The organism is Bradyrhizobium sp. Kon69, from assembly GCF_055807515.1.
In genome coordinates, this window is sequence record NZ_JBVVOS010000005.1 from 208,377 (window position 1) to 234,473 (window position 26,097).

At 63.7% G+C, this 26,097-nt stretch carries 21 protein-coding genes; 7 read left to right on the forward strand and 14 right to left on the reverse strand.

Features of this window, described 5'->3' with window-relative positions; genetic code table 11:
- Positions 1 to 21: 21 nt before the first annotated feature.
- Entirely contained in the window at positions 22 to 948 is a 927-nt protein-coding gene (gene ispH / locus AC0L3U_RS09210) for a 4-hydroxy-3-methylbut-2-enyl diphosphate reductase (RefSeq protein ID WP_473361510.1), read from the reverse strand.
- Between the two features lie 464 nt (positions 949 to 1,412).
- Here ispH and hpnN point away from each other — a divergent pair, with 464 nt between their 5' ends.
- Entirely contained in the window at positions 1,413 to 4,001 is a 2,589-nt protein-coding gene (gene hpnN, locus AC0L3U_RS09215) for a hopanoid transporter HpnN (RefSeq protein WP_473361511.1), read from the forward strand.
- On the opposite strand, the gene AC0L3U_RS09220 is transcribed toward hpnN, so the two are convergent.
- Positions 3,969 to 4,601, reverse strand: coding sequence for a DUF2147 domain-containing protein (locus AC0L3U_RS09220; protein WP_473361512.1), 633 nt, complete (start codon positions 4,599 to 4,601; stop codon positions 3,969 to 3,971). The genes hpnN and AC0L3U_RS09220 overlap by 33 nt on opposite strands.
- A 141-nt stretch (positions 4,602 to 4,742) precedes the next feature.
- Here AC0L3U_RS09220 and hpnO point away from each other — a divergent pair, with 141 nt between their 5' ends.
- Positions 4,743 to 6,134, forward strand: a complete 1,392-nt coding sequence (hpnO, locus tag AC0L3U_RS09225; protein WP_026233264.1) for an aminobacteriohopanetriol synthase HpnO — start codon at positions 4,743 to 4,745, stop codon at positions 6,132 to 6,134.
- 9 nt (positions 6,135 to 6,143) lie between these two features.
- On the opposite strand, the gene AC0L3U_RS09230 is transcribed toward hpnO, so the two are convergent.
- From AC0L3U_RS09230 to AC0L3U_RS09260, 7 genes are all read right to left on the reverse strand, one after another.
- On the reverse strand, positions 6,144 to 6,449 hold the full coding sequence (locus AC0L3U_RS09230; RefSeq protein ID WP_473361513.1) for a HigA family addiction module antitoxin: 306 nt from the start codon (positions 6,447 to 6,449) through the stop codon (positions 6,144 to 6,146).
- An 11-nt stretch (positions 6,450 to 6,460) separates the two neighbouring features.
- Complete coding sequence (locus AC0L3U_RS09235; RefSeq protein WP_473361514.1) at positions 6,461 to 6,742, reverse strand: type II toxin-antitoxin system RelE/ParE family toxin; 282 nt, start codon at positions 6,740 to 6,742, stop codon at positions 6,461 to 6,463.
- 58 nt (positions 6,743 to 6,800) lie between these two features.
- Complete coding sequence (locus AC0L3U_RS09240) at positions 6,801 to 7,568, reverse strand: anti-sigma factor family protein (RefSeq protein WP_456765216.1); 768 nt, start codon at positions 7,566 to 7,568, stop codon at positions 6,801 to 6,803.
- Positions 7,565 to 8,113, reverse strand: a complete 549-nt coding sequence (locus tag AC0L3U_RS09245; protein WP_007608103.1) for a sigma-70 family RNA polymerase sigma factor — start codon at positions 8,111 to 8,113, stop codon at positions 7,565 to 7,567. The genes AC0L3U_RS09240 and AC0L3U_RS09245 overlap by 4 nt, the downstream gene beginning before the upstream one ends.
- A 172-nt stretch (positions 8,114 to 8,285) precedes the next feature.
- Positions 8,286 to 8,621, reverse strand: a complete 336-nt coding sequence (locus tag AC0L3U_RS09250) for a cupredoxin domain-containing protein (RefSeq protein ID WP_473361515.1) — start codon at positions 8,619 to 8,621, stop codon at positions 8,286 to 8,288.
- A 23-nt stretch (positions 8,622 to 8,644) separates the two neighbouring features.
- The gene (locus AC0L3U_RS09255; RefSeq protein WP_473361516.1) at positions 8,645 to 9,589 is read right to left on the reverse strand and encodes a metallophosphoesterase family protein; all 945 of its coding nucleotides are present in this window, start codon (positions 9,587 to 9,589) and stop codon (positions 8,645 to 8,647) included.
- A gap of 186 nt (positions 9,590 to 9,775) precedes the next feature.
- Positions 9,776 to 11,395, reverse strand: coding sequence for a GMC family oxidoreductase (locus AC0L3U_RS09260; RefSeq protein ID WP_473361517.1), 1,620 nt, complete (start codon positions 11,393 to 11,395; stop codon positions 9,776 to 9,778).
- Positions 11,396 to 11,596: 201 nt separating this feature from the next.
- On the opposite strand from AC0L3U_RS09260, the gene AC0L3U_RS09265 reads away from it, so the two are divergent.
- Entirely contained in the window at positions 11,597 to 12,769 is a 1,173-nt protein-coding gene (locus tag AC0L3U_RS09265; RefSeq protein ID WP_473361518.1) for a M20 aminoacylase family protein, read from the forward strand.
- A 169-nt stretch (positions 12,770 to 12,938) separates the two neighbouring features.
- On the opposite strand, the gene AC0L3U_RS09270 is transcribed toward AC0L3U_RS09265, so the two are convergent.
- The 3 genes from AC0L3U_RS09270 to AC0L3U_RS09280 form a co-directional block, all read right to left on the reverse strand.
- A complete protein-coding gene (locus AC0L3U_RS09270; protein ID WP_473361519.1) occupies positions 12,939 to 14,567 on the reverse strand; it encodes an inorganic phosphate transporter in 1,629 nt (542 codons plus the stop codon).
- Positions 14,568 to 14,665: 98 nt separating this feature from the next.
- Positions 14,666 to 16,108: a UdgX family uracil-DNA binding protein gene (locus AC0L3U_RS09275; RefSeq protein ID WP_473361520.1), complete on the reverse strand. Its 1,443-nt coding sequence runs from the start codon at positions 16,106 to 16,108 to the stop codon at positions 14,666 to 14,668.
- Positions 16,108 to 17,343, reverse strand: coding sequence for a putative DNA modification/repair radical SAM protein (locus tag AC0L3U_RS09280; protein WP_473361521.1), 1,236 nt, complete (start codon positions 17,341 to 17,343; stop codon positions 16,108 to 16,110). The genes AC0L3U_RS09275 and AC0L3U_RS09280 overlap by 1 nt, the downstream gene beginning before the upstream one ends.
- 160 nt (positions 17,344 to 17,503) lie before the next feature.
- Between AC0L3U_RS09280 and AC0L3U_RS09285 the strand changes: the two genes are divergently transcribed.
- From AC0L3U_RS09285 to AC0L3U_RS09295, 3 genes are read left to right on the forward strand one after another with little or no spacing between them, the layout of a single operon-like run.
- Complete coding sequence (locus AC0L3U_RS09285; RefSeq protein ID WP_473361522.1) at positions 17,504 to 18,292, forward strand: ImuA family protein; 789 nt, start codon at positions 17,504 to 17,506, stop codon at positions 18,290 to 18,292.
- Entirely contained in the window at positions 18,189 to 19,781 is a 1,593-nt protein-coding gene (locus AC0L3U_RS09290; RefSeq protein ID WP_473361523.1) for a Y-family DNA polymerase, read from the forward strand. The genes AC0L3U_RS09285 and AC0L3U_RS09290 overlap by 104 nt, the downstream gene beginning before the upstream one ends.
- The gene (locus AC0L3U_RS09295; protein ID WP_473361524.1) at positions 19,778 to 23,146 is read left to right on the forward strand and encodes an error-prone DNA polymerase; all 3,369 of its coding nucleotides are present in this window, start codon (positions 19,778 to 19,780) and stop codon (positions 23,144 to 23,146) included. The genes AC0L3U_RS09290 and AC0L3U_RS09295 overlap by 4 nt, the downstream gene beginning before the upstream one ends.
- A 115-nt stretch (positions 23,147 to 23,261) precedes the next feature.
- On the opposite strand, the gene AC0L3U_RS09300 is transcribed toward AC0L3U_RS09295, so the two are convergent.
- Both AC0L3U_RS09300 and AC0L3U_RS09305 read right to left on the reverse strand, forming a co-directional pair.
- The gene (locus tag AC0L3U_RS09300) at positions 23,262 to 24,032 is read right to left on the reverse strand and encodes an SDR family NAD(P)-dependent oxidoreductase (RefSeq protein ID WP_473361525.1); all 771 of its coding nucleotides are present in this window, start codon (positions 24,030 to 24,032) and stop codon (positions 23,262 to 23,264) included.
- Between the two features lie 175 nt (positions 24,033 to 24,207).
- Positions 24,208 to 24,495, reverse strand: a complete 288-nt coding sequence (locus tag AC0L3U_RS09305; protein WP_007593600.1) for a hypothetical protein — start codon at positions 24,493 to 24,495, stop codon at positions 24,208 to 24,210.
- Positions 24,496 to 24,549: 54 nt separating this feature from the next.
- Between AC0L3U_RS09305 and AC0L3U_RS09310 the strand changes: the two genes are divergently transcribed.
- Positions 24,550 to 25,962: a CoA transferase gene (locus AC0L3U_RS09310; protein ID WP_473361526.1), complete on the forward strand. Its 1,413-nt coding sequence runs from the start codon at positions 24,550 to 24,552 to the stop codon at positions 25,960 to 25,962.
- The last annotated feature ends 135 nt before the right edge of the window (positions 25,963 to 26,097 follow it).

The window sequence follows — 26,097 nt, forward strand, 5'->3', positions numbered from 1 at the left end:
TGGGCTTGAAATTCGGGTGGGTCAGCTCGCAGCCAGTTGGGCCGGAAGCCGGAATTCGATGTTTTCCTCGCGGCCCGGAAGCACCGAGACCTTGACCGGTCCGATCCGCCGCATCGCTTCGATCACGTCATCCACGAGTACCTCGGGCGCCGAAGCGCCGGCCGTGACGCCGACGATCTTGGCATCTTTCAACCACTCCGGATTGAGCGCGCTGCCGTCGGCAATCAGATAACTCGCGACACCGGCCTCAGTGCCGATTTCGCGGAGCCGGTTCGAATTCGAGCTATTGGCAGCGCCCACCACCAAGATCACGTCGACCAGCTTGCTCAAGTCCCTTACCGCAGATTGGCGGTTCTGTGTCGCATAGCAGATATCCCGGATATCCGGGCCTTGAATATCTGTAAAGCGGGCCTGCAGGGCCGAAATGATGTCCTTTGTGTCATCCACGGACAGGGTGGTCTGGGTGATATAGGCCACTGGCGTATCCGCCGGCAGCTCAAGGGCCTTAACCTCTTCAACGCTTTGGACCAGCAGTACGGGGGCGGGAACCTGGCCCATCGTACCCTCGACCTCGGGGTGGCCGGCATGGCCGATCAGGATCAGCGTGCGGCCCCTGGCGATGTAGCGCTTCCCCTGATTGTGAACTTTCGTGACCAGGGGGCAGGTGGCATTGAGCACCGGAAGATCGCGCGCGGCCGCTTCTTCCTCGACGCTGCGGGCGACGCCATGGGCGCTGAAGACCGTCACGGCCTTGGGCGGCACCTCCGACAGTTCCTCGACGAAGATCGCGCCTTTTTTTTTCAGGCTTTCGACGACGTACTTGTTGTGCACGATCTCATGGCGCACGTAGACGGGCGGGCCGTACTTCTCCAGCGCCCGTTCCACGATCTCGATCGCACGCACCACCCCCGCGCAAAAGCCGCGCGGTTGCGCCAGATAAACTTCCATTGGACGCCCATCACGCAAGTTGCACCAATCCGCTCTCAAGTTCAGGGGATACCCTGCTACGAACCAATGAGTTGCAATATCCGCACCATCGGTTTCGCGCACGCGGTAGCCGCCCACCCCTGGCGGGGACCCCGGTGCATGGAGGCGCAGTACTTTGTGTCAAAAAATCGGCAGTAAGGAAAGGTGGAATGAACTTTGGTTCCCTGCCGGATCAGTTTTACGGTATTATAGTAGAGGTGGCCCGTGGCAGCAAAGTGGCGACATTTTGTGCGCACGCTTCGTCACTTTCCCGCCTCAACTCCTCGGCTATACCCACGGCCCCGCATGATTTTGCCATGGTCTTCCGCCGTTTACCTCGAACCTTCTGACGGCGATAACCACTCAAAACAGCAATAGGTTTCGGCCGGGAACTCCGTTAAACAGCGGGCGTTTCCGGCAAGCTGTTAACCGCAGAAAGAAAAGTAGTGCTGCAAAGCGTCGTCGTTGCCATCGTCAGGGCCTGCACCCGGTTTGCCTCCCTCGTCGTCGTTCTCGGGCTCCTGCTGGCGGTGGGGGCGGGCTATTACACGTCCCAGCATTTCGCCATCAACACCGACATCAATTCGCTGATTGCCCAAAATCTGGACTGGCGCCAACGCGACCAGCAGTTCGATCGCGCCTTCGACCGCGATGCGACGATTACGGCGGTGGTCGAAGCCAAGACGCCGGAGATGGCGACCGCGGCGTCGGACGCGCTCTATGCCAAGCTGAAGGACAACAAGACCGACTTCCAGTCGATGCAGCAGCTCGGCACCGGCGAGTTCTTCGAAAAGAATGGCCTGTTGTTCCTGCCGACAGAGGAAGTCGCCAAGGTCACCGGCCAGTTCGAATCCGCAGCACCCCTGATCGAGATCATGGCGGGCGATCCCTCGATCCGCGGCCTGACCGGCGCGCTGGAAACCGGACTTGCCGGCGTCAAGCGCGGGCAGGTCAAGCTCGACAACACCGAACGGCCCTTCAACCAGATCGCGCAAACGGTCGAGACCGTGCTCAACAAGGGCGATGCGACCTTCTCCTGGCGCCAGCTCGTCAGTGACGAGCCGCTGACGGATTCGGACAAGCGCGCCTTCATCGAGTTCAAGCCGATCCTCGACTACAACGCGCTGGAGCCCGGCAAGGGCGCCACCGATGCGATCCGCAAGGCCGCAGCCGATCTGGATTTTGCCACCAAATACCAGGCGCGGGTCCGGCTGACTGGACCGGTCCCGATCGCCAACGAGGAATATGCAACCGTCCAGGAAGGCGCCGTCGTCAACGGCATCGGCACGGTCCTCGTCGTGCTGCTCATCCTGTGGCTGGCGCTGCATTCGGCGAAGATCATCTTCGCGGTGTTCGTCAATCTCTTCGTCGGTCTTGCGCTGACAACCGCCGCCGGCCTGATGATGGTGGGCTCGCTCAATTTGCTGTCGATCGCGTTCGCGGTGCTGTTCGTCGGCCTCGGCGTCGATTTCGGCATTCAGTACAGCGTCCGCTATCGCTCCGAGCGCTACAAGCACAACGATCTCTCTGGCGCGCTGATCCTGGCTGCCAAGCGCTCGGCCATTCCGTTGTCGCTGGCGGCAATGGCGACCGCGGCCGGCTTCCTCTGCTTCATCCCCACCGACTACAAGGGTATTGCCGAACTCGGGCAGATCGCTGGCGTCGGCATGCTGGTCGCGTTCGTCACCAGCATCACCGTGCTGCCGGCGATGCTGAAGCTGTTGAACCCGCCCGGCGAGAAGGAGCCGGTCGGCTATGCCTTCCTGGCGCCGCTCGATCACTTCCTGGAGAAGCACCGGGTGCTGGTCGTCGGCGGTACGATGTTTCTGGCGGTCGCCGGCCTGCCGCTGCTCTATTACATGAAGTTCGACTTCAACCCGATGAACCTGCGCAACCCGAAGGCGGAGTCGATCGCGACCTTCCTCGATTTGCGCAAGGATCCCAACACCGGTGCCAATGCCATCAACGTGATGACCACGTCGGAAGAGCAGGCAAGGCAGGTGGAGGCGAAGCTGGAGAAGGTGCCGGAGGTGTTGCGCGTGATGTCGCTCAACAGCTTCGTTCCTGAAGACCAGCCGCCGAAGCTGAAGCTGATCGCGCAGGGCGCCAAGGTGCTGAACCCCGCGCTCAATCCCGACCAGATCGACGCCGCGCCGACGGACAAGGAAAACGTCGATGCGCTGAAATCCTCGGTCGACAATCTGCGCCGGACCGCAGGCGATGCGAAGGGCCCGGGTGCGGTCGCCTCGCGTCGGCTCGCTGACGCGCTGGAAAAGCTCGCCAATGGCGACGAGACCACGCGGAACAAGGCGCAGGACGTGTTCGTCGCGCCGATGAAGATCGTGTTCGACCAGCTCCGGAACGCGATGCAGGCCGAACCGGTCACCCTGAAGTCATTGCCGGCAGATCTCGTCAGTGCCTGGAAGAGCAAGGACGGCATCATCCGCGTCGAGGCGCTGCCGAAGGGCGATCCCAACGACAACGACACGCTGCGCAAATTTGCGGCGGCGGTGCTCGTTGCCGAGCCGACCGCGATCGGCGGTCCGGTCTCGATCCTGAAATCCGGCGACACCGTGGTGAAGGCGTTCATCCATGCCGGAATCTATGCGCTGCTGGTGATCGGCCTGTTGCTGTGGGTGACGCTGCGCCGGTTCGTCGACGTGCTGATGACGCTGGTGCCGCTGCTGGTGGCCGGCGCGGTGACGCTCGAGATCTGCGTGCTGATCGGCTTGCCGCTCAACTTCGCCAATATCGTCGCGTTCCCGCTGCTGCTCGGCGTCGGCGTGGCCTTCAAGATCTACTATGTCGTGGCCTGGCGCTCGGGCAGGACAAACCTGCTCCAGACCAGCCTGACGCGCGCGATCTTTTTCAGCGCGCTGACAACGGCGACCGCGTTCGGCAGCCTTTGGCTGTCGAGCCATCCCGGCACGTCCAGCATGGGCAAGCTGCTCGCGCTGTCGCTGGTGACGACGCTTGCCGCCGTGCTGCTGTTTCAGCCCGCCCTAATGGGCAAACCCCGCAATCTCAGGGAGTAGGCAAATGTCGCCGACCTGGTCGGCGGCGCCCTTCTGACCGGGTTTGGCAGTGCCGGTGGCCTTCGGGGCTGCGGGCGCAGCCTGCGCCGCTGTAGCGCCCGTCGTTGCCGGGGCTTTCGGCGCCGCGCCGGTGGGCTTCGGCGCGCCCTTGGCCATGGCGTTGGCGGGGCTCAAGGGAATCGGGGGACTGACCCGGGTCCAGGTCTCGCCACCGCACAGGAACCCCATCACGCAGCCCTTGATCTCGAGCTGGTCGGTGCCAACCGGCGTGATGGTCGCGCTGTAGAGCTGGCCGTCCTTGGCGTTGTAGACCTGACCTTCCCATTGATCGGCGCCGGGCTTCCTCTTCATGTCGATCAGGGTCGCCATGCCCAGCGTGGGGCGGGTCTTTTTCGACGCGTCCGGATTGTTCTCATCGCGGCCGCCGGGCTGTTTTTCCCAGGAAACCGCGCCCCACATGCTGCCATTGCATTGGGCGACACGAATGTTGGCGACGCCGTCGGCAACCCGCCAATCGCCGGTCGGATCGGCCGCGAGCGCCGGGTTGAGGCAGGTGTAACCGCCAGCCAGTATTAGTCCGGTGTAAAGGGCTAAACGCATGATAGTTCCTTGGCAGTGCAACATGGTCTAAAGCTCTGCTTGCGAAGATGGTCCGAAAAAGGGCAAAAGGCCGCACAGACCGTTTTCAGCGACGTTCCGTTTTCAGTTGACGAGACGGCCCTCAACCGAAGTATGTAGCGGATGCACAGCCCAAATCCAGACATGTCTCAGCTGTTCGCGGACCGCCAGGCCCAGCGCAGCGCCCTGCATAATCGGCATCTGAACGAGCAGTTCGTTCGGGTCCTGAAGACCATCGGCTACGATGTCGGCTTCCAGAAGGGGCAGGGACAGTACCTCTACGACCGCGATGGGGCGCGCTATCTCGACCTCTTGTCCGGTTTTGGCGTGTTTGCGATCGGGCGCAATCATCCGGTCATGCGCGAGGCGCTCAAGAGCGTGCTCGATGCCGACCTGCCCAACCTCGTCCAGTTTGACGTCTCGGTGCTTGCCGGCGTGCTCGCCGAGCGGCTTTTGAAGTACGTCCCCTATCTCGACAAGGCGTTCTTCGCCAATTCGGGCGCCGAATGCGTCGAAGCCGCGATCAAGTTCGCCCGCGGCGCCACCGGCCGTCCGGGGATCGTCTATTGTGCCCACGGCTATCACGGCCTGACCTATGGCGCGCTGTCGCTGACCGGTGATTCGAACTTCCGCACCGGCTTCGAGCCGCTGCTGCCGGGCTGCACCTCGATCCCGTTCAACGATCTCGCTGCGCTCGAAAAGGCGCTGGCCTCGCGCGAGGTGGCGGCCTTCGTCGTCGAGCCGATCCAGGGCAAGGGCGTCAACATGCCCACCGATGAGTTCCTGCCGGGTGCGGCTGCGCTCTGCAAGAAATACGGCACGCTGTTCGTCGCCGACGAGATCCAGACCGGCATGGGCCGCACCGGCCGCTTCCTCGCGGTCGAGCACTGGAATGTCGAGCCCGACATGGTGCTGCTGTCGAAGTCGCTGTCCGGCGGCCACGTGCCGGTCGGCGCGGTGCTGACGCGCAAGAGCATCTTCGACAAGATCTTCAACCAGATGGACCGTGCAGTCGTGCACGGTTCAACTTTCTCCAAGAACGACTTGGCGATGGCTGCGGGCATCGCCACGCTCGACATCATGGAGTCCGAGAAGCTGATCGAGTCCGCCGCCAAGCGCGGTGCCGAGCTGCGCCTCGCGCTCACGCGCATGGTGCCCGGCTACGAGCTGTTGAAGGAAGTCCGCGGCAAGGGCCTGATGATCGGCGTCGAGTTCGGCCCGCCGAAATCGCTGCGGCTGCGGGCGTCCTGGAACGTGCTGGAGGCGGCCAACAAGGGCCTGTTCTGCCAGCTCATCACCGTGCCGCTGTTCAAGGACCACAAGATCCTCACGCAGGTCGCCGGCCACGGCAGCCACACCATCAAGCTTCTGCCGCCGCTCACCATCACCGAGGAAGATTGCGGCTGGATCGAGCGCGCCTTCGACGACGTCATCGCCGGCAGCCACAAGGTTCCCGGCGCGATCTGGTCGCTCGGCAAGACGCTGGTGGACAACGCGGTGCGGCGGTCGGCGTGACCTGATCCCTCAGGCCGCCTTGGGCTTGTTTACAGTCTCGATGCGGTCGAGAGCCTTGCCGAGATCGCGCTTGGCAATCTGGATATCGTAGTCATTCTGAAGATTGAGCCAAAGCTCGGCCGTCGTACCGAGGGCTTTGGCGAGTCGAAGTGCTGTGTCGGCGGTGACCCCGGTCTGTTCACTCGCGATTCGCTCGATTCGCGTGCGGGGAAGGCCGCATGTCTTGGCGAGCGCGCCCGCCGACATGTCTAGCGGAGCCAGAAATTCCTCCCGAAGAACCTCACCAGGATGCATGGGCTTTAGTTTTTTGGCCATCCTCGCGTCTCCTAGTGATAATCCACAATCTCGACCTCGGCGGCGCCCTGCGCTGTCCAGACGAAGCACACTCGGAACTGATCGTTGATCCTGATCGAGTGCTGTCCCTTGCGATCGCCCGCGAGGGCCTCAAGACGGTTGCCGGGCGGCGCCCTTAAGTCGCTGAGTTCGCTGGCTGCGTGCAGATAGCGCAATTTCCGACGCGCAACCTTCACCAGATCAGCCGGAAAGCCTTTTGGGCTTTCGCCATCAAAGACCGCCTCAGTCGTCTTATCCCTGAAGGTCTTGATCACTCAAAAAATGTATCATTATCTGATACACAATTCAAGGTCCCGCGTATCAACGGGGCCGCTACCCCTCCACATTCGCCTTCATCGCCGCCTCGAACTTGTCAACGAACTCGGCGAGCTCGTCTGCGCCGAGATCGCTGACGGCCCAGAAGTTCAGGCCGCGATTGCCCCAGCGCCGGCAGTTGAAGCCCTGCATGGTCTCGGTCTTGGGCGCGCGGTATTCCGCGTTCGACGTCTGCGACACGAACAGATTGACCACGTGCTGCCGGCGTTTGTAGACGACCGCGCCGATGGCACGTGCGTCGATATAATCGAGCCTGCCGCCGACCAGCGTAAAGCCTTGTGCGGTGAGGTCGATCACGGGAGGGGCGACGTCGAGCTTGCCGTTGAACCACGGCTTCACCGTGTGCTGGTCGGTCGAGACCACGTCGATGAGGTGGCCGGCCTGGAGCGAGCGCAGATGCGCAGAGACGACCTCCGACAGGATGCGCTGCTGGTCGTCCTGGCGCAGCACCAATGCGACGACCCCGGAGGCGGCGAGCGCGGAGACTGCCGAGCCCATCGCAAAGCCGCGCAGCACGGAGCGGCGGCTCGGCTGTTGACGCTGCGGCTGCGGCAGCGAAGCCTCGATACGCGCACGCAGGCTCGCCGGTGCGGTGTAGCGCAAATCGGCGTCCGCGAGCACGCGCTGCATGTCGCGTTGGGCCGAAAGCTCCGCAGCGCAGGCCGGGCAGCTGGCGATATGGGCTTCGACCTCGCGCGCATGGCCGGCATCGAGCTCGTTGTCGAGCAGCGCGTGAAGCAGGATCCTTGCTTCGTCGCAGGTCATCTTGCTTGCTCCTCATCCGCCGTCCAGGCCGCGCGCAGCATGGCGCGGGCGCGGGCGAGGCGGGACATCACGGTGCCGACGGGGGCACCGACGGCCTCGGCGATTTCACGATAGGACAGGTTGTTGATCTCCCGCAGCACGAATGTTTCCTTGAACGGTTCGGCGAGCGCGTCGATCAGCTTGCGGATCGCGCCCGCATCGCGGCTGCGCAGCACTTCGGTTTCCGGGCTTGCCTCGGTCTCTTGCCAGATCGGCGTCTGCTCGGCAGCGCCGGGCGTATCCTCGATCGCGCTGTGCCTGTGCGCGCGCCGCGCATATTCGGCATTGCAGACGTTACGCAGGATCGCGAACAACCAGGGCTTCATCGCCGGCCCGCGATAGCTGTCGAAATGCTTCAGCGCGCGCAGATAGCACTCCTGCACCGCGTCCTCGGCATCGGAGGCGTCACGCAACAGATAGCGCGCGAGCGTGTAGACATCGTCGAGATAGGGCAGCGCCGCCTCGCGGAAGCGTTGCGCCTTCTGCAAATCGTCGTTGGCGGGCATCGCTCCTCGCTTTGCCTCTTGTTCTGCTCGTTGCTTCGTGTCGTCGTTGCTCGTCTCGTCCCTGTTCGTTTCGTCCAAGTTCGCTTGGTCGCCGCGTGTGACCGAAGGCACACGAGCCCGGCCGGCGTGGGACCACCGGCCGGGCAAGACGTTGATGCCTTGGTTCGAGACGTTACTCAACCTTGATCATCCCCGTCATGTGCGGATGCAGAGAACAAAAATATTTGTAGTCGCCCGCATTGGTGAAGGTGAACGAGAACTTGTCGTCAGTGTCGAGCGTCTTGGACCTGAATTTGCCGGCCGACACCACGGTGTGAGGGATGTCGTCCCGGTTGGTCCAGGTCACGGTGGTGCCGACCTTGATCTTGAGCTCGGCCGGCTGGAAGACGAAATTGTCGATATGCACTTCCATGTCGTCGGCATGGGCGGTTGTGGCGGGTACCAGCATGGCCGCGGCCAAAGCGAGACCGAAGGCGACACCTAGGTCGCGGCGATTGAATGTATTCATTGTCAGCTTCCGTTAGTCCTGCATCAACCCTGGAGCGGCGTGTCGATGATCGCGAGCCGCTGCTCGTTCTGCTTGAAGTTGATGCTGGCAACGCCAAGCATCGCGCGGAGCTTTGCGTCCTCCACCTTCATCGGTCCGGGCGAGGGGGCAGCTCCCGGCGCGGGCTGCGGGAAGGCGGTCGAGCGCGCGGTATGGAAGGTGACGTTGCCCTCGACCTTCTGCATCACTTGGTGAATATGGCCGTTCAGCACGGTGACCGAACCGAAGCCTTTCACCTGTTCCAGCGCGCGGGCGCCGTCCTCGGTGCCCCAGCCCCATTCGGGGTAGACGGTCCAGAGCGGGATGTGGGCGAACAGCACGATCGGCGTCGATTTCGACTTGCCGCGCAGATCGTCCTCGAGCCAGGCGAGCTGCTCGGCGCCGAGATTGCCGAGGCCTCCGGCCTTGAGGTCGACGACATTGACGAGGCCGATGAAGTGCACGCCGCCGGCGTCGAACGAATACCAGCCTGCGCCCTTGGTACCGCGGCCGTAGCGCTCGCGATAGAATTTTACGTCCTCGTCGAGGAAGTCGTGCTCGCCGGGCACGTAATGCACGTCGAGCTTGCTCTGCGAGATGATGCGATCGGCATTGTCGAATTCGGCGGCCTTCGACAGATGGGTGATGTCGCCAGTGTGGATCATGAACGACGGCTTGACCGGCATCGCGTTGATCTTGTTGATGGCTTCCTCCAGCGTGCCGAGCGCGTTGGGATTAGCCGGCTTGTCGAAGCCGACATGGCTGTCGCTGATCTGGAGGAATGTCATTCCGGGCGCGGCCGCGGTCGCAGCTTGCGCGGAATCGATGATGCCGAGCGAGCGCGGCACGCCACCGCTGATGGTCCAAAGCACCCCGGTGCCGGCCCAGGTCATGCATTCCAACACCTTGCGGCGGCTTAAGCCGTCCTCGCCGTGATCGTGTCCGCTCATCGCGCAGCTCCACTTCGCCCGGAATTGGGCTTCGGGGAGGTGATTGGGGGAGCGGGGGTGTTATTCCCGGACGCGATGACGTTTTCGTGAGGTGGTTGGACGCGTAGCCCGTATGGAGCGTAGCGGAATACGGGACCAATCGAGCGTCCTCTCCCGGATTCCGCTACGCCCATCGGGGCTACGCATTCACTTCGCATCCTCCAAAATCATCGCCGCGCCTTTCTCGGCGATCATCGCGGTCGGCGTGTTGGTGTTGCCCGACGTGATGGTCGGCATGATCGAGGCATCGACAATGCGAAGGCCGCCGAGACCGTAGAAGCGCAGGCGTTCGTCGACCACCGCCATCCGATCGCTCACCGCGCCCATCTTCGCGGTGCCGACGGGATGGAAAATGGTGGTGCCGATGTCGCCGGCGGCCTTGGCGAGCGAGGCATCGTCGTCGCCGACGGCGGGGCCGGGCAGATATTCGCTCGGGCGGTATTTTGCCAGCGCCTTCTGCTGCATCAGGCGGCGCGTGGTGCGGATGGCATCGGCGCCGACCTGGCGGTCGTCATCCGTTGAAAGGTAATTCGGCGCGATGATCGGCTTCTCGTCTAGGGCCGCCGAACGCAGACGTACGGTGCCGCGCGATGTCGGCTGGAGATTGCAGGCGCTCACCGTGATCGCGGGGAAGCGGTGCAGGGGATCGCCGAACTTGTCGAGCGACAGCGGCTGCACGTGGAACTGGATGTTGGCGCGTGCGCGCGTCGCATCGGAGCGGGTGAAGATGCCGAGCTGCGACGGCGCCATGGTCAGCGGGCCGCGGCGGCGGAACGCGTAGTCGAGGCCCATCAGGCCGCGGCGGAGCAGGTTGTAATAGGTCTCGTTCAAGGTGCGCACGCCCTCGACCTTGTAGATCGCGCGCTGCTGGAGATGGTCCTGCAGATTGCGGCCGACGCCGGGCTTATCCATCACGATGTCGATGCCGAGCGGTGACAGCCAGTCGGCAGGTCCGATGCCAGAGCGATGCAGCACCTGCACCGAGCCGATCGCGCCCGCCGAGAGGACCACCTCGCGTTTCGCACGCGCCTCGAAGATCTCGCCATTCTGGATGAAGCGCACGCCGACGGCGCGGCCCTGTTCGATGATCAGACGGTCGACCAGCACATGCTTTTCGAGCCGCAGGTTCGGGCGGTTCAGCGCCGGCTTGAGGAAGCCGCGCGCCGACGACCAGCGCCGGCCGCGCTTCTGATTGACGTGAAAATAGCTGGTGCCTTCGTTGTCGCCGGTATTGAAATCCGGGATGCGCTTGATGCCCATTTCCTCGGCTGCATCGCCCACGGCATCGAGGACGTCCCAGGACAGCCGCGGCGCCTCGATGCGCCAGCCGCCCCCGGCGCCATGATGCTCACTCGCGCCGAGGAAATGATCCTCGAGCCGTTTGAACAGCGGCAGCACGTCGTCATAACCCCAGCCGGTCATGCCGAGCTGGCGCCAGTGATCGTAATCGGCGGCCTGTCCACGCATCGAGATCATGGCGTTGATCGCCGAAGAGCCGCCGATCACCTTGCCACGGGGATAGGCGAGCGAGCGGCCGTTCAGCCCGGGCTCGGCCTCGGTCCTGAACATCCAGTCCGAGCGCGGATTGCCGATGGCGAAGAGATAGCCGACGGGAATGTGGAACCAGATCCAGTTGTCGTCGCCGCCGGCTTCGAGGACGAGGACGCGATTGCTGGAATTGGCGGACAGCCGGTTGGCGAGGATGCAGCCCGCCGTGCCGGCCCCAACGACAATGTAGTCAAACTCACCTTCGAGCCGCCTTGGCATTCTGCTTCCACCCGACAGGCGTCATGCCCGGGCTTGTCCGGGGCATCCACGCGCTTTCCGTTCTAATAGTCAGACGTGGATGGCCGGGACAAGTCCGGCCATGCCTGTGAGTCAGGGCTACACCCCGATCCCCGCCAGTTGGGTGGACTGGTGCTTGCATGGTAGACAGGCCTGCATTTTCAACAAAGCTTGAGACCATCCATGCCCATCGTGAACCGCGTCGTCGACCTTCAACCCGATATTCAGGCCTGGCGCCGGGACATCCACCAGCATCCGGAGCTGCTCTATGACGTCCACCGCACCGCAGCATTCGTCGCGGACCGCCTGCGCGAATTCGGCTGCGATGAGGTCGTGACGGGGATCGGGCAGACCGGCGTGGTCGGCGTGATCAAGGGCAGCAAGCCGGCCGGCGAGGGCCTCAAGGCCATCGGCCTGCGTGCCGACATGGATGCGCTGCCGGTCGAGGAACAGACCAACCTGCCTTACGCTTCGAAGACCCCGGGCAAGATGCACGCCTGCGGCCATGACGGCCACACCGCGATGCTGCTCGGTGCTGCGCGTTATCTCGCCGAGACCCGCAACTTCGCCGGCGATGCCGTGGTGATCTTCCAGCCGGCCGAGGAGGGTGGCGCCGGCGGCTTGGCCATGGTCAAGGACGGAATGATGGAGCGCTTCGGCATCGAGCAGGTCTACGGCATGCACAACGGCCCGGGCATTCCGGTCGGCTCGTTCGCGATCCGGCCGGGTCCGATCATGGCGGCGACTGACGAAGTCGATATCATGATCGAAGGCCTCGGCGGCCATGCCGCGCGGCCGCACAAATGTGTCGATTCCGTTCTGGTCGGCGCGCAAGTGATCACGGCGCTGCAGTCGATCGTCGCGCGCAGCGTCGATCCGCTGGAATCGGCCGTGATCTCGATCTGCGAGTTCCACGCGGGCAATGCCCGTAACGTTATTCCACAAACCGCGACACTGAGGGGCACCATCCGCACGTTGTCCCCGGAGGTGCGCAAGCTGGTGGAGAAGCGCGTGCACGAGGTTGTGGCGGGCGTGGCGCAGATCACCGGCGCCAAGATCGACCTGCGCTACCAGCGCAATTATCCGGTGGTGAACAACCACGCCGCGGAGACCGAGATTGCGCGTCGCATCGCGGGGCAAGTTGCGGGCGAGGCCAACGTGCTCGAGATGTCGCCGCTGATGGGCGGCGAGGATTTCGCCTATATGCTGGAGGCGCGCCCCGGCGCCTTCATTTTCTGCGGCAACGGCGACAGCGCCGGCCTGCATCACCCCGCCTACAATTTCGACGACGAGGCGATCGTCTTCGGCACGTCGTACTGGGTCAAGCTGGTCGAGCAATCGCTCGCGGCGTCGTAAGGCTCTTACTTCACCTCGCCCCGCTTGCGGGGAGAGGTCGGAATTCGAGCGCAGCTTGAATTCCGGGTGAGGGGGACTCTCCGCGAGTCCGTCTCTCACCGCGATCGCGGAAGCAGCCCCTCACCCCAACCCTCTCCCCGTAAGAACGGGGAGAGGGTTGGAGATATCTTCAGAAGATCCGCGAGAAGATCACGTACAGTGTGCCCGACAGCAGGATGGCGACCGGCAGGGTCAGCACCCAGGCCATCACCATGTTCCTGATGGTGGCGACCTGGAGACCCGAACCGTTCGCGGCCATGGTGCCGGCGACGCCGGACGACAGCACGTGAGTGGTCGAGACCGGCAGGCCGAACACGTCGGCGGCGCCGATCGTGGCGGCGGCGACGAGCTCGGCGGAGGCACCCTGCGCGTAGGTGAGATGGGTCTTGCCGATCTTCTCGCCGACGGTGACGACGATGCGCTTCCAGCCGATCATGGTGCCGAGGCCGAGCGCGATCGCGACCGCCACTTTCACCCAGGTCGGGATGAACTTGGTCGCGCTGTCGAGGCCGCCCTTGTAGGCATTCAAGGTCCCGACCTCTTCCTTGCTGAGGTCGTTTTCCTTGTCCTTCATCAGGAAGCGGATCGCTTCCGAGGTCAGGTACATGTCGTTGCGGGTGTTGCCGACGACTTCCGCCGGCACCTTGTTCAGCGAACCGTATTTCGCGACCTGCTCGCCGACATCCTTCACCAGCACTGACAGCGAAGGATAGGTGCCTTCGCTGATGTGATGCGAGGTGACGTATTGCGTCACCGCAGGACGGGGATCGCCGATGATCGCATGGCCGGCGCCCTTGGCCGCAACCACCTTGGAGGCGGCTTCCGAAATCTTCGCGAACTGGGCGACCTGCGACTCCGGCAATGCGCGATTGAGCGCATAGGCCGTGGGCACGGTGCCGATCAGGATCAGCATGATGAGGCCCATGCCCTTCTGGCCGTCGTTCGAACCGTGGGCGAAGCTGACGCCGGTGCAGGTCAGGATCAGCAGGCCGCGAATCCAGATCGGCGGGGCTTTGTTACCCTCAGGAGCGGCATAGAGCGCCGGGTTCTTGATCATCAGCTTGAGCAGCAACAGCAGGCCGGCGGCGCAGACGAAGCCGACCAGCGGCGACAGCAGGAGCGCATAGCCGATCTCGGTGGCCTTGCCCCAGTCCACACCCGAGGTGCCGTCGCGGCCGCGCATCAGCGCGTTCGCAACGCCGACGCCGATGATCGAGCCGATCAGCGTGTGCGAGGAGGAGGCCGGCAGGCCGAAATACCAGGTGCCGAGGTTCCAAAGGATCGCGGCGATCAGCAGCGCGAACACCATCGCGAAACCGGCGCTCGAGCCGACCTGCAGGATCAGCTCCACCGGCAGCAGCGAAACGATGCCGAAGGCGACCGCGCCGGACGACATGAGCACGCCGAGGAAGTTGAAGAAGCCCGACCACATCACCGCGACTTCGGCCGGCAGCGAGTGAGTGTAGATCACGGTCGCTACCGCGTTGGCGGTGTCGTGGAAACCGTTTACGAATTCGAAGCCGAGCGCAATCAGGAGCGCAACGATAAGGAGGATATAGGGCAGGTAGCTCGTGACCCTGGTACCGGTCGCATCGACATCGGAATAGATGCTGTAGGCCACATAGAGCAGGCCCGCGGCGAGGATGCCGAAGAATAGGATCATCGTCAGCGGATTGAAGCCCTTGTCGAGATTTGGCCGCGAGGCCGGCTGGATCGGCGCGGGATCGGCTACCGCGCGGTCGAATGCAACATCGGTCATGTCTGGACGCCCCTTAACTTTCTGTAAGGGCTATTGTCCCCGATGGATTTGAAGGCTGGATGACAACCGAGGCTTGAAAGTCGTTTTCCCACCTGTATTTAGGCGGCGCGCGCCGCTTTCTTCTGCAAGCCGGCGGCGATCTTCAAATCTTCGACAAAGCGCTGATATTCCAGCACCTTGGCTTCCGGATCGGGCAACCGCAGCAGATAGGACGGGTGCACCGTCACCAGCGCCTTGCGGCCGTCGGGCAGGTCGATCAGCCGGCCGCGGTTCTTTCCGATCGGGGTGATCTTGCCGAACACGCTCTGTGCGGCGGTCGCGCCCATCGCGACGATGAGATCGGGCTGGATGACGGAGACTTCCCGCTCATACCACTGCCGGCAGGCCTTTATCTCCGGCGTATTCGGCTTCTGATGCAGGCGGATCTTGCCGCGCGGCACGAATTTGAAGTGCTTCACCGCGTTGGTGACATAGACCTTCTTGCGGTCGACACCGGCCTCCTGCAGTGCCCTGTCGAGCATCTGGCCGGCCGGACCGACAAAGGGATGGCCGGCCAGGTCTTCCTTGTCGCCGGGCTGTTCGCCGACCAGCATGATATTGGCGGACTTCGGACCCTCGCCGAACACGGTCTGGGTCGCGTCCTTGTAGAGATGGCAGGCGCGGCAATGGGCGGCCTCCTCGCGGAGCGCTTCAAGATCGTCGGGAGCGGTTTTGCGTTTCATCGGAGCCTCCGGCCGCTTTTGAGGCTTGTGCGGATCGGTTGCGGCATTGGCGATCATGGCGCCGGTCATGCGTTCGGCGTCCTCGATCAAGGGCTTAATGATCGAAGCCTCAGGCAGGTTCCTCCAATATTTCTTCGGCATCTCCGTTTGCATCGCCTTCACCTTCAGGCGTGCCGGATTGAAGATGCTGGTGTAGTAACGCCGCCAGGTTTCCTCCAGCCGGTCTTCGCTCGGCGCCTCGCTCTTGCTGACGCCTGATGTGAACGAGAGCGCGTGGCCATCCCAATGCGCGCACAAATCCGGCGTCAGGATCGACCAGGGCATGTCGGCAAAGCGCTTGGCGAAGAACGGTGCGGCGAGCTCGACGATGTGATGCTCCGGCTCGAACCAGGCGACGTAATGTGCTTCGCGTTCCCTGCCGATCTCGCGGAAGCGCACGAAGGCGTGCATCTTGTGCTCGTCGCGATAGACCGCCTTTGCCATGGCCGTAACTTGCGCGACATCGGCATCGGTCGCGACCTCCATGAGGTCGTGATTGTCCTTCAGCCGAAACAGCAGGCGATAGAGGATCGCGAAACGCTCGGGATCGCGATGGAGGATCGCGGCCTTGGCGAGCTCGACGAATTTTGCCGGCACGTTGAAGGTGCCGTCGCCACCCGCCGGCAGCGGAGACGGCGAGGGCGGCGTGAACAGCTCCGCTTCGCCGCCCTGCACGGTCCAGGTGACATCGGCCGGTTTCATTTGGTGAAGCACGAGGCTACGCGCGGCTTTGCGCCAGCCATCGAAATCGGTTTCGTTCTCGAGGGTGATGTATTGCATCAGAAGCCAAATCCCAGTTGTGTTGCCTTCGGCTTGAACTGTTCGATCAGCCGTGCCTCGTCGAGGCGATGCGGCGCGGGCCGGTGATCGCTCAGCACGATGAACGGCAGCGCCTTGTTGCGGGGCACATGCAGCCGCGCGAGATCGGCGACGCGGATCGTGGTCGTGCGCCGCGTTGCGATGATGCGATCGACCGCCTTGGTGCCGAAGCCCGGCACGCGCAACAATTCCTCGCGGCTGGCGCGGTTGACGTCGAGCGGGAAGTGGTCGCGGTGGCGTAATGCCCAGGCGAGTTTTGGATCGATGTCGAGCGGCAGCATCGCACTGTCGTCGACGATCTCCGCAACGTCGAAGCCGTAGAACCGCATCAGCCAGTCGGCCTGGTAGAGACGGTGCTCGCGCAGCAAGGGCGGCGCGCGCAGAGGCAGCGCGCGGCTGGCATCGGGGATCGGGCTGAACGCGGAATAATAGACGCGCTTCAGCCTGTATGAACCGTAGAGATTGGCGCTGGTGTGGAGGATGGTGTGGTCGGAGGCCGCGTCGGCGCCGACGATCATCTGCGTGCTCTGGCCGGCCGGCGCGAAGCGCTGCGGCTTGGCTTTCGTGTTCGCGCTGCGGCTTTCCTCAGCCTCGTCCAGCTTCAGCCGCAGCCGGCCCATGGTGCGGCGGATCGCGCGCACGTCCTTCTCGGGCGCAAATTGCTGCAGGCTCGTCTCCTGCGGCATCTCGATGTTGATGGAGAGACGGTCGGCATATTTGCCAGCCTCGGAGATCAATGCATCGTCGGCCTCCGGGATCGTCTTGAGATGGATGTAGCCACGGAAGTGATGCTCCTCGCGCAGTTTGCGCGCGACGCTCACCACCTGCTCCATGGTGTAGTCGGGGTTGCGGATGATGCCGGAGGAGAGAAACAGTCCTTCGATGTAATTGCGCCGGTAGAAGTCGAGCGTCAGCTTGACCACTTCGTCGATGGTGAAGCGGGCACGCGGCACGTTGGAGGAGGCGCGGTTGACGCAATAGAGGCAGTCGTAATTGCAGGCGTTGGTCAGCAGCACTTTGAGCAGCGAGATGCAGCGGCCATCCGGCGCGTAGGAATGGCAAATGCCCATGCCGGGCGCGGTCGAGCCCATGCCCTTGCCGTCGCTGGAATCCCGCCTCTCGGTGCCGCTGGAGGCGCAGGACGCGTCGTACTTGGCGGCGTCCGCCAGGATTTCCAGCTTGCGTTGCACGTCCATATTGGAATCCCTTTGATTCAGCTCATGAATCCCAAGGCCCGCCAATTCGATTGACTCCCGGGGCGTCGTTAGCTTTATATTAGAACATATCATGAACAAATGAGCTAGCCGCTGGTTCTCTTTTTGAGAGCCATCGGCAATCACCCTTGAGGAGCGGCGTATGAGCGGCGCACGAACAAGCGCGCTTGCAGCCTTGCGCGGCCAGATCGAGCGCATCGAGACGGCGGAGGTCGTGCATCATCATGACCGTGTCGCGCTCGGCCATAGCGAAGTAGACAGCGCGCTGAAGGGCGGGCTCGCGCGCGCGGCAATCCACGAGGTGTTTTGCGAAGGACGTCAGGGCGCAGCCGCGACGGGCTTTGTCACGGGCCTTGCGGGGCGCGTGACGGCGCGCAAACCGCTGCTGTGGGTGCGGCAGGATTTTTCAGACATTGAAACCGGTGCGCTGTCGATGAGCGGGCTCGCCGAGATCGGTCTCGATCCGCGCCGCATGGTGATGGTGCGCGCCGCCGACGTGGAGAGCGCGTTGCGCACGTCGGCCGATGCGCTCGCCTGCGACGCGCTGGGCGCCGTCGTGCTCGAGCTCTGGGGGGAGACAAGGCAGTTCGATCTGGTGGCGAGCCGCAAGCTGACGCTGGCTGCGCAATCTTCCGGTGTCACCGGCCTGTTGCTGCGGATGGCCGCGCAACCTTTACCCTCGACCGCCGAGACCAGATGGATGCTGCGCGCGGCGCATTCGCCGCCGGGCGCGATGTGGAGCGCTTGGGGGGCGCCGCGCTTCGATGCCGAGCTCCTGCGCAATCGTCATGGCCCGTGCGGCCGGTGGATCATGGAATGGAAATGTGATGAGTGCCAGTTCTCTGAATCGTCGGCGTATCCTCAGCCTGTGGCTGCCGCGCCTGCCCATCGATCGGATCCAGCGGTTCTTCGGCAACGTCGGACTGCATGAAAATAATGCGCCCAGCATCGTCGTTGCCAAGGACAGCAACGCGCTGGTGATCCATGCGCTGGACGAGGCGGCCGAGCGCCTCGGTCTGCATATCGGCCAGCCTCTGGCCAATGCCCGGGCGATGTGTCCTGATTTAAAGGTGTTCGACGCCGATGCCGTGGCCGATGCCAAGACGATCGGCGACATCGCCGACTGGTGCGACCGTTTCACGCCGCTGGTGGCGCTCGATCCGCCGCACGGGCTGTTCCTCGACATCACCGGCTGCGCGCATCTGTTCGGCGGCGAGGCTGCGCTGTTGCAAACCCTTGTCCGTGCCCTCGACCGCCAGGGCTTTGCCGTCAGCGCGGCGATCGCCGGCACCTCGGTCTGCGCGCGCACGCTGACGCGGCAATCTTCAGGGACCATCGTTGCCGATGGCGGGGAGGCGGCGGCAATCAGCCGGTTTCCGGTGTCCGCGCTTGGCGCGGGTGAGGCTATCAGCACCGGCCTGCGACGCGCCGGCCTGAAGACCATCGGCGATGTGGCCTCGCGCACGCCGAGCGAAATCACGGCGCGGTTCGGTGCACGGTTCTCCACGCTGCTCGCGCATGCGCTGGGGCAGGGCGATGCACCGATCAATCCACGAAAGCCGCTGCCCGATTACATCGTGGAGAAACGCTTTGCCGAGCCGATCGCGACCGACACCATGATCGCGATGACGCTGTCGCGCCTCGCCGACACGCTGATCGCGTCCATGGAGAAGCAGGGCAAGGGCGCGCGACGATTAGAGGCTACCTTCTTCCGTACCGACGGCGCGGTGCGCGCGATCATGGTCGAGACCGGGCGGCCGGTGACGCAAAGCAAAGTCATCGACCGGCTGTTCCGCGAGCGCCTCGATGCGCTCGCCGATCCCCTTGATCCCGGCTTCGGCTTCGACATGGTGCGGCTGTCGGCAAGCCGCACCGAAATCGTGGTGCAGGAGCAGCGCGATCTCGACGCCCATGTCCACGACAATGACGAGCTTGCCGCGCTGATCGACCGCATCGCCGCACGCATCGGCGGAAAGCGCGTCGTCGTGCATCTGCCTGAGGATACCCATATCCCCGAATGTGCGGTGCTGGCGGCGCCGGCCCAGCATCATCTCGTCGTGGCCATGCAGGCCGAATGGCCCGCGCGCACCGAGACTGAGCCGCCACTGCGTCCGTTGCGGCTGTTCGACAAGCCTGAGCCGATCAATGTGCCGTTTGCGACCGTGCCCGACGGGCCGCCGCATCAATTCACCTGGCGCCGCGCGCAACATGCGGTAGTGCGGGTGGAAGGCCCCGAGCGCATCGCCATGGAATGGTGGCGGCAGGACGGCAAGCAATTAACGCGGGACTATTTCCGCATCGAGGATGCCGAGGGCCTGCGCTTCTGGATCTTTCGCGACGGTCTTTACGAGGGGGAGTGCTTCGACGACGACGGCAAGCCCGCTCCTCCCGGTTGGTATGTGCACGGTCTCTTCGCATGAACACGCCCGCTTATGCCGAGATCGGCATCACCACGAATTTCTCCTTCCTGCGCGGCGGCTCGGATCCGCGCGCCTATGTGCACCAGGCCAGCAAGCTCGGCATTCCCGTGATCGGCATCGCCGATCACAACACGCTCGCCGGTGTGGTGCGCGCCTACAAGGAGCTCGACAATGACGAGGTGCTGCACAAGCCGAAGCTTCTGATCGGCACCCGCATCGTCTTCATCGATGGTACGCCCGATATTCTGGTCTATCCGCGCGACCGCGCCGCCTATGGCCGGCTGTGCCAGCTTCTTACCCGGGGCAAGCGCGGCGACGACATCACGCGGATCGCGAAGGGCGAATGCCATCTCACCTTCGCCGATCTCCTTGCGTTTTCCGAAGGCCAGCTCCTGATCCTGACGCTGCCGCATCGCTTCGATGCGGCGCATGCGCAGGACATCCTCGCCAAGCTGAAGGCAAGTCGTGCCGAGGGCGTGTGGCTGGCGGCGAGCCTAATCTATCGCGGCGACGACCGCCGTCGCCTCGCGCAGCTCGATGATCTCGCCGCAAAAGCAAAAGTGCCGCTGCTTGCGACCAACGAGGTGCTCTATCACCATCCCGCGCGCCGTCCCCTCCAGGACGTGCTGACCTGCATCCGGGAGAAAACCACGATCGAGGTGGTCGGCCGGAAGCTGGAAGCCAATGCAGAACGGTTTCTGAAGACGCCCAGGGAGATGGCGCGGCTGTTCCGCGATTTCCCTGAGGCTATTGCGGAGACCAAGCGCTTTGCGGACAAGATCACCTTCTCGCTCGACCAGCTCAAATACCAGTATCCGGATGAGCCGGTGCCACCGGGGAAGACCGCGCAGGGGCATCTGGAGGATCTGACCTGGGCCGGTGTCGACAAATATTTCGGCGGCAAGATCGACGACAAGCTGCGCGCCACCCTGAAGAAAGAACTCGCACTGATCGCCGATCTGAAATACGCACATTACTTTCTCACCGTGCACGACATCGTGCATTACGCGCGCAGCCAGAACATCTTGTGCCAGGGGCGGGGATCGGCGGCGAATTCGGCGGTCTGCTACGTGCTCGGCATCACCTCGGTCGACCCGACCAAGGTCGATCTGCTGTTCGAGCGCTTCATCTCCAAGGAACGGCTGGAGCCGCCCGACATCGACGTCGATTTCGAGCATTCGCGGCGCGAGGAGGTGATGCAATATGTCTATCGGCGTTACGGCCGCCATCGTGCCGCGATCATCGCCACCGTCATTCATTATCGCCCGCGCAGCGCCATCCGCGACGTCGGCAAGGCGCTGGGCCTGACCGAGGACGTCACCGCCGCCCTCGCCGACACCGTCTGGGGTAGCTGGGGCAAGGGCCTCAACGACATGCAGGTCAGGCAGGCTGGCCTCGATCCGCAAAATTCCATGATCAACCTCGCAGTCGAGCTCGCGACCGAGCTGATCGAATTCCCCCGTCATCTGTCCCAGCATGTCGGCGGCTATGTGCTTACGCAAGACCGGCTCGACACCTATGTGCCGATCGGCAATGCCGCGATGGATGATCGCACCTTCATCGAATGGGACAAGGACGATGTCGACGCGCTCAGCATGATGAAGGTCGACGTGCTCGCGCTGGGCATGCTGACCTGCATCCGCAAGTGCTTTGATCTGATCGAGCAGCACAAGGGCGAACGCTGGATGCTGGCGAGCGTCCCGCAGGATGATTCCAAAGTCTACGACATGCTGTGCGACGGGGAGTCGCTCGGCGTGTTCCAGGTCGAGAGCCGCGCGCAGATGAACATGCTGCCCCGGCTGAAGCCACGGACCTTCTACGATCTCGTCATCGAGGTCGCGATCGTGCGGCCGGGGCCGATCCAGGGCGACATGGTGCATCCCTATTTGCGGCGGCGGAACGGCTTGGAAAAAGTGAACTATCCATCGCCGTCACCGGAGCATGGCGACAAGGACGAGCTTTACAGAGTGCTGCACAAGACCCTCGGCGTGCCCTTGTTCCAGGAGCAGGCGATGCGGATCGCGATCGAAGCCGCGAAGTTCACGGCCGAGGAGGCCAACGGTCTGCGCCGTGCGATGGCAACGTTCCGCAATGTCGGCACCATCGGCAAGTTCGAAGACAAGATGATCGGCAACATGATCGCGCGCGGCTATGCGCCTGATTTTGCCAGAAACTGTTTCGAACAGATCAAGGGTTTTGGCAGTTACGGCTTTCCGGAGAGCCATGCCGCAAGCTTCGCGCAGCTTGTCTATATCTCCTCATGGCTGAAGCATTATCACCCTGATGCATTCTGCTGTGGCCTCCTGAACTCGCAGCCGATGGGCTTTTACGCCCCGGCGCAGATCGTCAGCGACGCTCGCAAGAACGGCGTCGAGGTGCGGGAGATCGATGTGTCCTACAGCTTTGCGCAGAACACGCTGGAAGAAGGAAGTGGCAAATATTGCGCCGTGCGCCTGGGCTTCCGCCAGATCGACGGTTTTCATTGGCTCGATGAGGATGAGGAAAGGCTCAAAAGAGCCGCGTCCCGGAATGAGTATGTGGAGAGAGCGCCCGACTGGGGCGACCGTATCGTCGCCGCGCGCAACCGCCGGCCCTTCACCTCGCTGGAAGATTTCGCCCGCGACACAGGTCTGCCCAAGCGCGCGCTGATCCTGCTCGCCGATGCCGACGCCTTCCGCTCGCTCGGGCTCGACCGGCGCGAGGCGCTGTGGCAGGTGCGGCGCTTGCCCGACGATGTGCCGCTGCCCCTGTTCGAGGTGGCCACCGCACGCGAGCAGCCGGACGAGCACGCCAGGCCGTTGCCGGTGATGCCGCGGGCCGAACAGGTGGTCGCGGACTATCAGACCATTCGGTTATCGCTGAAGGGGCATCCGATGGAATTTTTGCGCGAGATGTTTACGCGCGAGCGCATCGTCGCCTGCAGGGACATCAATCATGACAACGAGCGGCGCCGCGTCCGCTGTGCCGGCGTCGTGCTGGTACGGCAGCGGCCGGGCAGCGCCAGCGGCGTCGTGTTCATGACACTGGAGGACGAAACCGGCATCGCCAATGTCGTGGTGTGGCCGAAGATCATGGAGCAGTACCGGAAAGAAGTGATGGGCGCACGCCTCATCCTGGTCGAAGGCTATATCCAGAGCAGCCCCGAAAAGGTGACGCATCTGATCGCCCAGCGGATGATCGACCGTTCGCACGATCTGGTCGGCCTCGCCAACGACGCCTTCGGCCGCAAGCATCCGGTGCCGGCAGGCGCCACCGTGGTCGAACCGCTCAATGACGATCCCCGCGCGCATGCGGATGCGCCCGCGCAAAAACTTCGCCACCCCCGCAACGTCCGCATCCTGCCGCCGTCGCGGGATTTTCATTGAGGAATATAGAGCACTCTGCTGCCACACCGTCATTGCGAGCGCAGCGAAGCAATCCAGACTGTCGCCGCGGAGAGATACTGGATTGCTTCGCTGCGCTCGCAATGACGAGCTTGTTCTAAAAATTCACCCGGTTCGAGATCGCGCCGTCCACCACCAGATTGGAGCCCGTGGTGAACCCCGACACCGGGCTCGCCAGAAATACCGCTGCGCTCGCGATCTCCTGTGGCGTCGCCATGCGGCCGGTCGGGTTGCGCTTCATCGCATCATTGTAGCGCTCGGGCATGTTCTGCTCGATCGTATTCCAGACGCCGCCCTTGAAATAGACCGTGCCTGGCGAGACCACGTTGACGCGGATCTTCTTCTTCGCGTGCTGCCGTGCCAGCCCCTTGGCCATGTGGATCAACGCAGCCTTGATCGGGCCGTAGGAGCTGGCCGTGTCCGCTTGCGCCGCTGAAATCGAGGAGATGATGACGAAGGCGGCGTCGCCGCTGCTCGCACCGCTGGCCTCGAGGAACGGCCGCGCGGCGTCGAACGCGTGCACGGCGCCGAGCAGGTCGAGCCGAAAATTCTGCTCCCACGATGCGGCATCATGGCCCTGCGCCATCGCGCCCGCGTTGGAGAACAGCATGTCGATGCCGCCAAGCTCCTTTGCCGCGCCCTCGATCCAGGACTTCAGCGCCGCGCCGTCGGTGACGTCGACCGGGCCGCCGGTCGCGCGGATCCCGCTGGCCTTCAACTCCGTAACGGTGGCGGCAACCTGATCGGCGTTGCGTGCACACACCGCGACATTGCTGCCTTCGCCGGCCAGCGTCGCCGCAATCGCCCGCCCGATGCCGCGCGTGCCGCCAAGCACGACGGCGTTCTTGCCTTTGAGACCGAGATCCATTGTTTGGTTTTCCTTTTTGTTGGTCGCAGCGAGTGTAGCTGTTTCGAGAGACGCCCAAAAGCCTCCACATCGTCATTGCGAGGAGCTCTTGCGACGAAGCAATCCAGACTGCCACCGCGGAAAGACTCTGGATTGCTTCGCTTCGCTCGCAATGACCGTGTGGAAACAGCGGCCCTCACTCCGGTGCCGCCCCCACCGGCGGGCCGCCGGGCGGGCGGTGCAGGAATGTCAGTGAGACGTAGGCGCCGGCCCAGGAGCCGATCGCCGCGAAAGCCACATAGAAAGCGTTTTCGGTGTAGCTGATCACTGCATAGGAGGAGAGCATGTACCAGACCGCGCTCCAGTTCGCCGCGGGCACGCGCTTGCGCGCGATCACCGCCGAGGTGAACATGACATAGACCGCGTCGGTGGCCGCCGTTGCGATGAACACGGCGCCTGCGGTGAGGGGATCGATGGCGGCCATTGCATGTCCTTGTGTGCTAATGCGATGGTCGCAAACTAAAGGGAGAGAAGGGTCATGCAAAGCCCCACCGAAATTCTCAGTGGCATCTGGACCTCCGCCGGCGGTGATGCCGCCGCGCTCGCGCGCGTGCGGCTGACGGGCGAGGAGCCGCAAATCCCGTCCTCGTTTCGCGTCGCAATTGCCGGCCAGACCACGATCGCCGCCGCCGGTCTTGCCGCCGCCGAAATCTGGAGATTGCGCAGCGGCGAGGCGCAGGACGTCAGCGTCGACCTGCGCCATGCCGTCGCCGAATGCCGCTCCGAGCGCTACTTGCGCGTCGACGACAAGCCGCCGCCGCCCGCCTGGGACGCCATCGCCGGCGTCTACAGAACCGGCGACAACCGCTTCGTCCGCTGCCACACCAATTTTCCGCATCATCGCGACGCCGTCTGCAAGGTGCTCGGCTGCGAACCCGAGCGCGAGAAGGTGCAGGCCGCATTGATGCAATGGAAGGGCGAGGATTTCGAGACTGCGGCTTACGCTGCGGGCGGCGTCGTTGCCCTGATGCGCTCCTACGACGAATGGTCGGCGCTGCCGCAGGCCCGCGCGCTTGCCGAATTGCCGCTGGTCTCGATCGAGAAGATCGGCGAGGCCCCGCCGAAGCCATGGCCGCAACGATTGCCAAAAGGCGATCGCCCGCTCGCAGGCGTGCGCGTGCTCGATCTCTCTCGCGTCATCGCGGGCCCCGTCGCCGGCCGCACGCTCGCCGTGCACGGCGCGGATGTGCTGCTCGTGTCAGGCCCCACGCTGCCGGCCATTCCGTGGCTGACCATCGACACCGGACGCGGCAAGCTCACCACCTTCATCGAGCTGAAGAGCGAGGCGGGGAGAGCGCAGATGCGCGCGCTGTTGAAGGACGCCGACATCTTCTCACAAGGCTATCGCCCGCGCGCGCTTGCTGCTCTCGGCTTTACTCCGGAGGACGCGGCGACAATCAACCCCGGCATCGTCTACGTGACGCTGTCGGCCTATGGCCATGCCGGTCCCTGGGCGGAGCGGCGCGGCTTCGATTCGCTGGTGCAGACCACGACCGGCTTCAACCACGCCGAGGGACAGGCTGCCGGCATCGATGGACCGAAGGAATTGCCGGCACAGATGCTCGACCACGCCACCGGCTATCTGATGGCGTTCGGCGCGATGATGGCCAAGGCCCGCCAGGCTCGCGAAGGCGGCAGCTGGCACGTGCGCGTGTCGCTGGCGCAGACCGGGCGCTGGCTGTGGAATCTCGGACGGCTCGAAAATGGCCTGGATACCCCGGATATTACGGGCCAGGCCGTACACGCTGCATTCATCGAGAGCATGCCATCTGGCTTCGGCACGTTGAAGGCGGTGCGCCATTCAGCATTGCTGTCGAAGACGCCGGCGCAATGGAGCCGTCCGGCGATGCCGCTCGGCAGTCATCCGGCAGAGTGGCCGGTGACAAGCTGACGTGAAGCTGACGTGTCGCAAATTTTTAACGCAAACCGAAAGGCGCCCGGCGTTTTTTAGGTTGTTTGAAATCACAATTCGGCACTATTAGCGCGACCGATGACGCCGGCATCCGCCGCTATCATCGCAGACATG

Bases quoted from the DNA above. Each gene is read 5' to 3' on its own strand.
- ispH (WP_473361510.1), bottom strand. From the start codon at position 948: ATGGAAGTTTATCTGGCGCAACCGCGCGGCTTTTGCGCGGGGGTGGTG.
- AC0L3U_RS09220 (WP_473361512.1), bottom strand. From the start codon at position 4,601: ATGCGTTTAGCCCTTTACACCGGACTAATACTGGCTGGCGGTTACACC.
- hpnO (WP_026233264.1), top strand. From the start codon at position 4,743: ATGCACAGCCCAAATCCAGACATGTCTCAGCTGTTCGCGGACCGCCAG.
- AC0L3U_RS09230 (WP_473361513.1), bottom strand. From the start codon at position 6,449: ATGGCCAAAAAACTAAAGCCCATGCATCCTGGTGAGGTTCTTCGGGAG.
- AC0L3U_RS09240 (WP_456765216.1), bottom strand. From the start codon at position 7,568: ATGACCTGCGACGAAGCAAGGATCCTGCTTCACGCGCTGCTCGACAAC.
- AC0L3U_RS09245 (WP_007608103.1), bottom strand. From the start codon at position 8,113: ATGCCCGCCAACGACGATTTGCAGAAGGCGCAACGCTTCCGCGAGGCG.
- AC0L3U_RS09250 (WP_473361515.1), bottom strand. From the start codon at position 8,621: ATGAATACATTCAATCGCCGCGACCTAGGTGTCGCCTTCGGTCTCGCT.
- AC0L3U_RS09255 (WP_473361516.1), bottom strand. From the start codon at position 9,589: ATGAGCGGACACGATCACGGCGAGGACGGCTTAAGCCGCCGCAAGGTG.
- AC0L3U_RS09260 (WP_473361517.1), bottom strand. From the start codon at position 11,395: ATGCCAAGGCGGCTCGAAGGTGAGTTTGACTACATTGTCGTTGGGGCC.
- AC0L3U_RS09265 (WP_473361518.1), top strand. From the start codon at position 11,597: ATGCCCATCGTGAACCGCGTCGTCGACCTTCAACCCGATATTCAGGCC.
- AC0L3U_RS09270 (WP_473361519.1), bottom strand. From the start codon at position 14,567: ATGACCGATGTTGCATTCGACCGCGCGGTAGCCGATCCCGCGCCGATC.
- AC0L3U_RS09275 (WP_473361520.1), bottom strand. From the start codon at position 16,108: ATGCAATACATCACCCTCGAGAACGAAACCGATTTCGATGGCTGGCGC.
- AC0L3U_RS09280 (WP_473361521.1), bottom strand. From the start codon at position 17,343: ATGGACGTGCAACGCAAGCTGGAAATCCTGGCGGACGCCGCCAAGTAC.
- AC0L3U_RS09285 (WP_473361522.1), top strand. From the start codon at position 17,504: ATGAGCGGCGCACGAACAAGCGCGCTTGCAGCCTTGCGCGGCCAGATC.
- AC0L3U_RS09290 (WP_473361523.1), top strand. From the start codon at position 18,189: ATGAGTGCCAGTTCTCTGAATCGTCGGCGTATCCTCAGCCTGTGGCTG.
- AC0L3U_RS09295 (WP_473361524.1), top strand. From the start codon at position 19,778: ATGAACACGCCCGCTTATGCCGAGATCGGCATCACCACGAATTTCTCC.
- AC0L3U_RS09300 (WP_473361525.1), bottom strand. From the start codon at position 24,032: ATGGATCTCGGTCTCAAAGGCAAGAACGCCGTCGTGCTTGGCGGCACG.
- AC0L3U_RS09305 (WP_007593600.1), bottom strand. From the start codon at position 24,495: ATGGCCGCCATCGATCCCCTCACCGCAGGCGCCGTGTTCATCGCAACG.
- AC0L3U_RS09310 (WP_473361526.1), top strand. From the start codon at position 24,550: ATGCAAAGCCCCACCGAAATTCTCAGTGGCATCTGGACCTCCGCCGGC.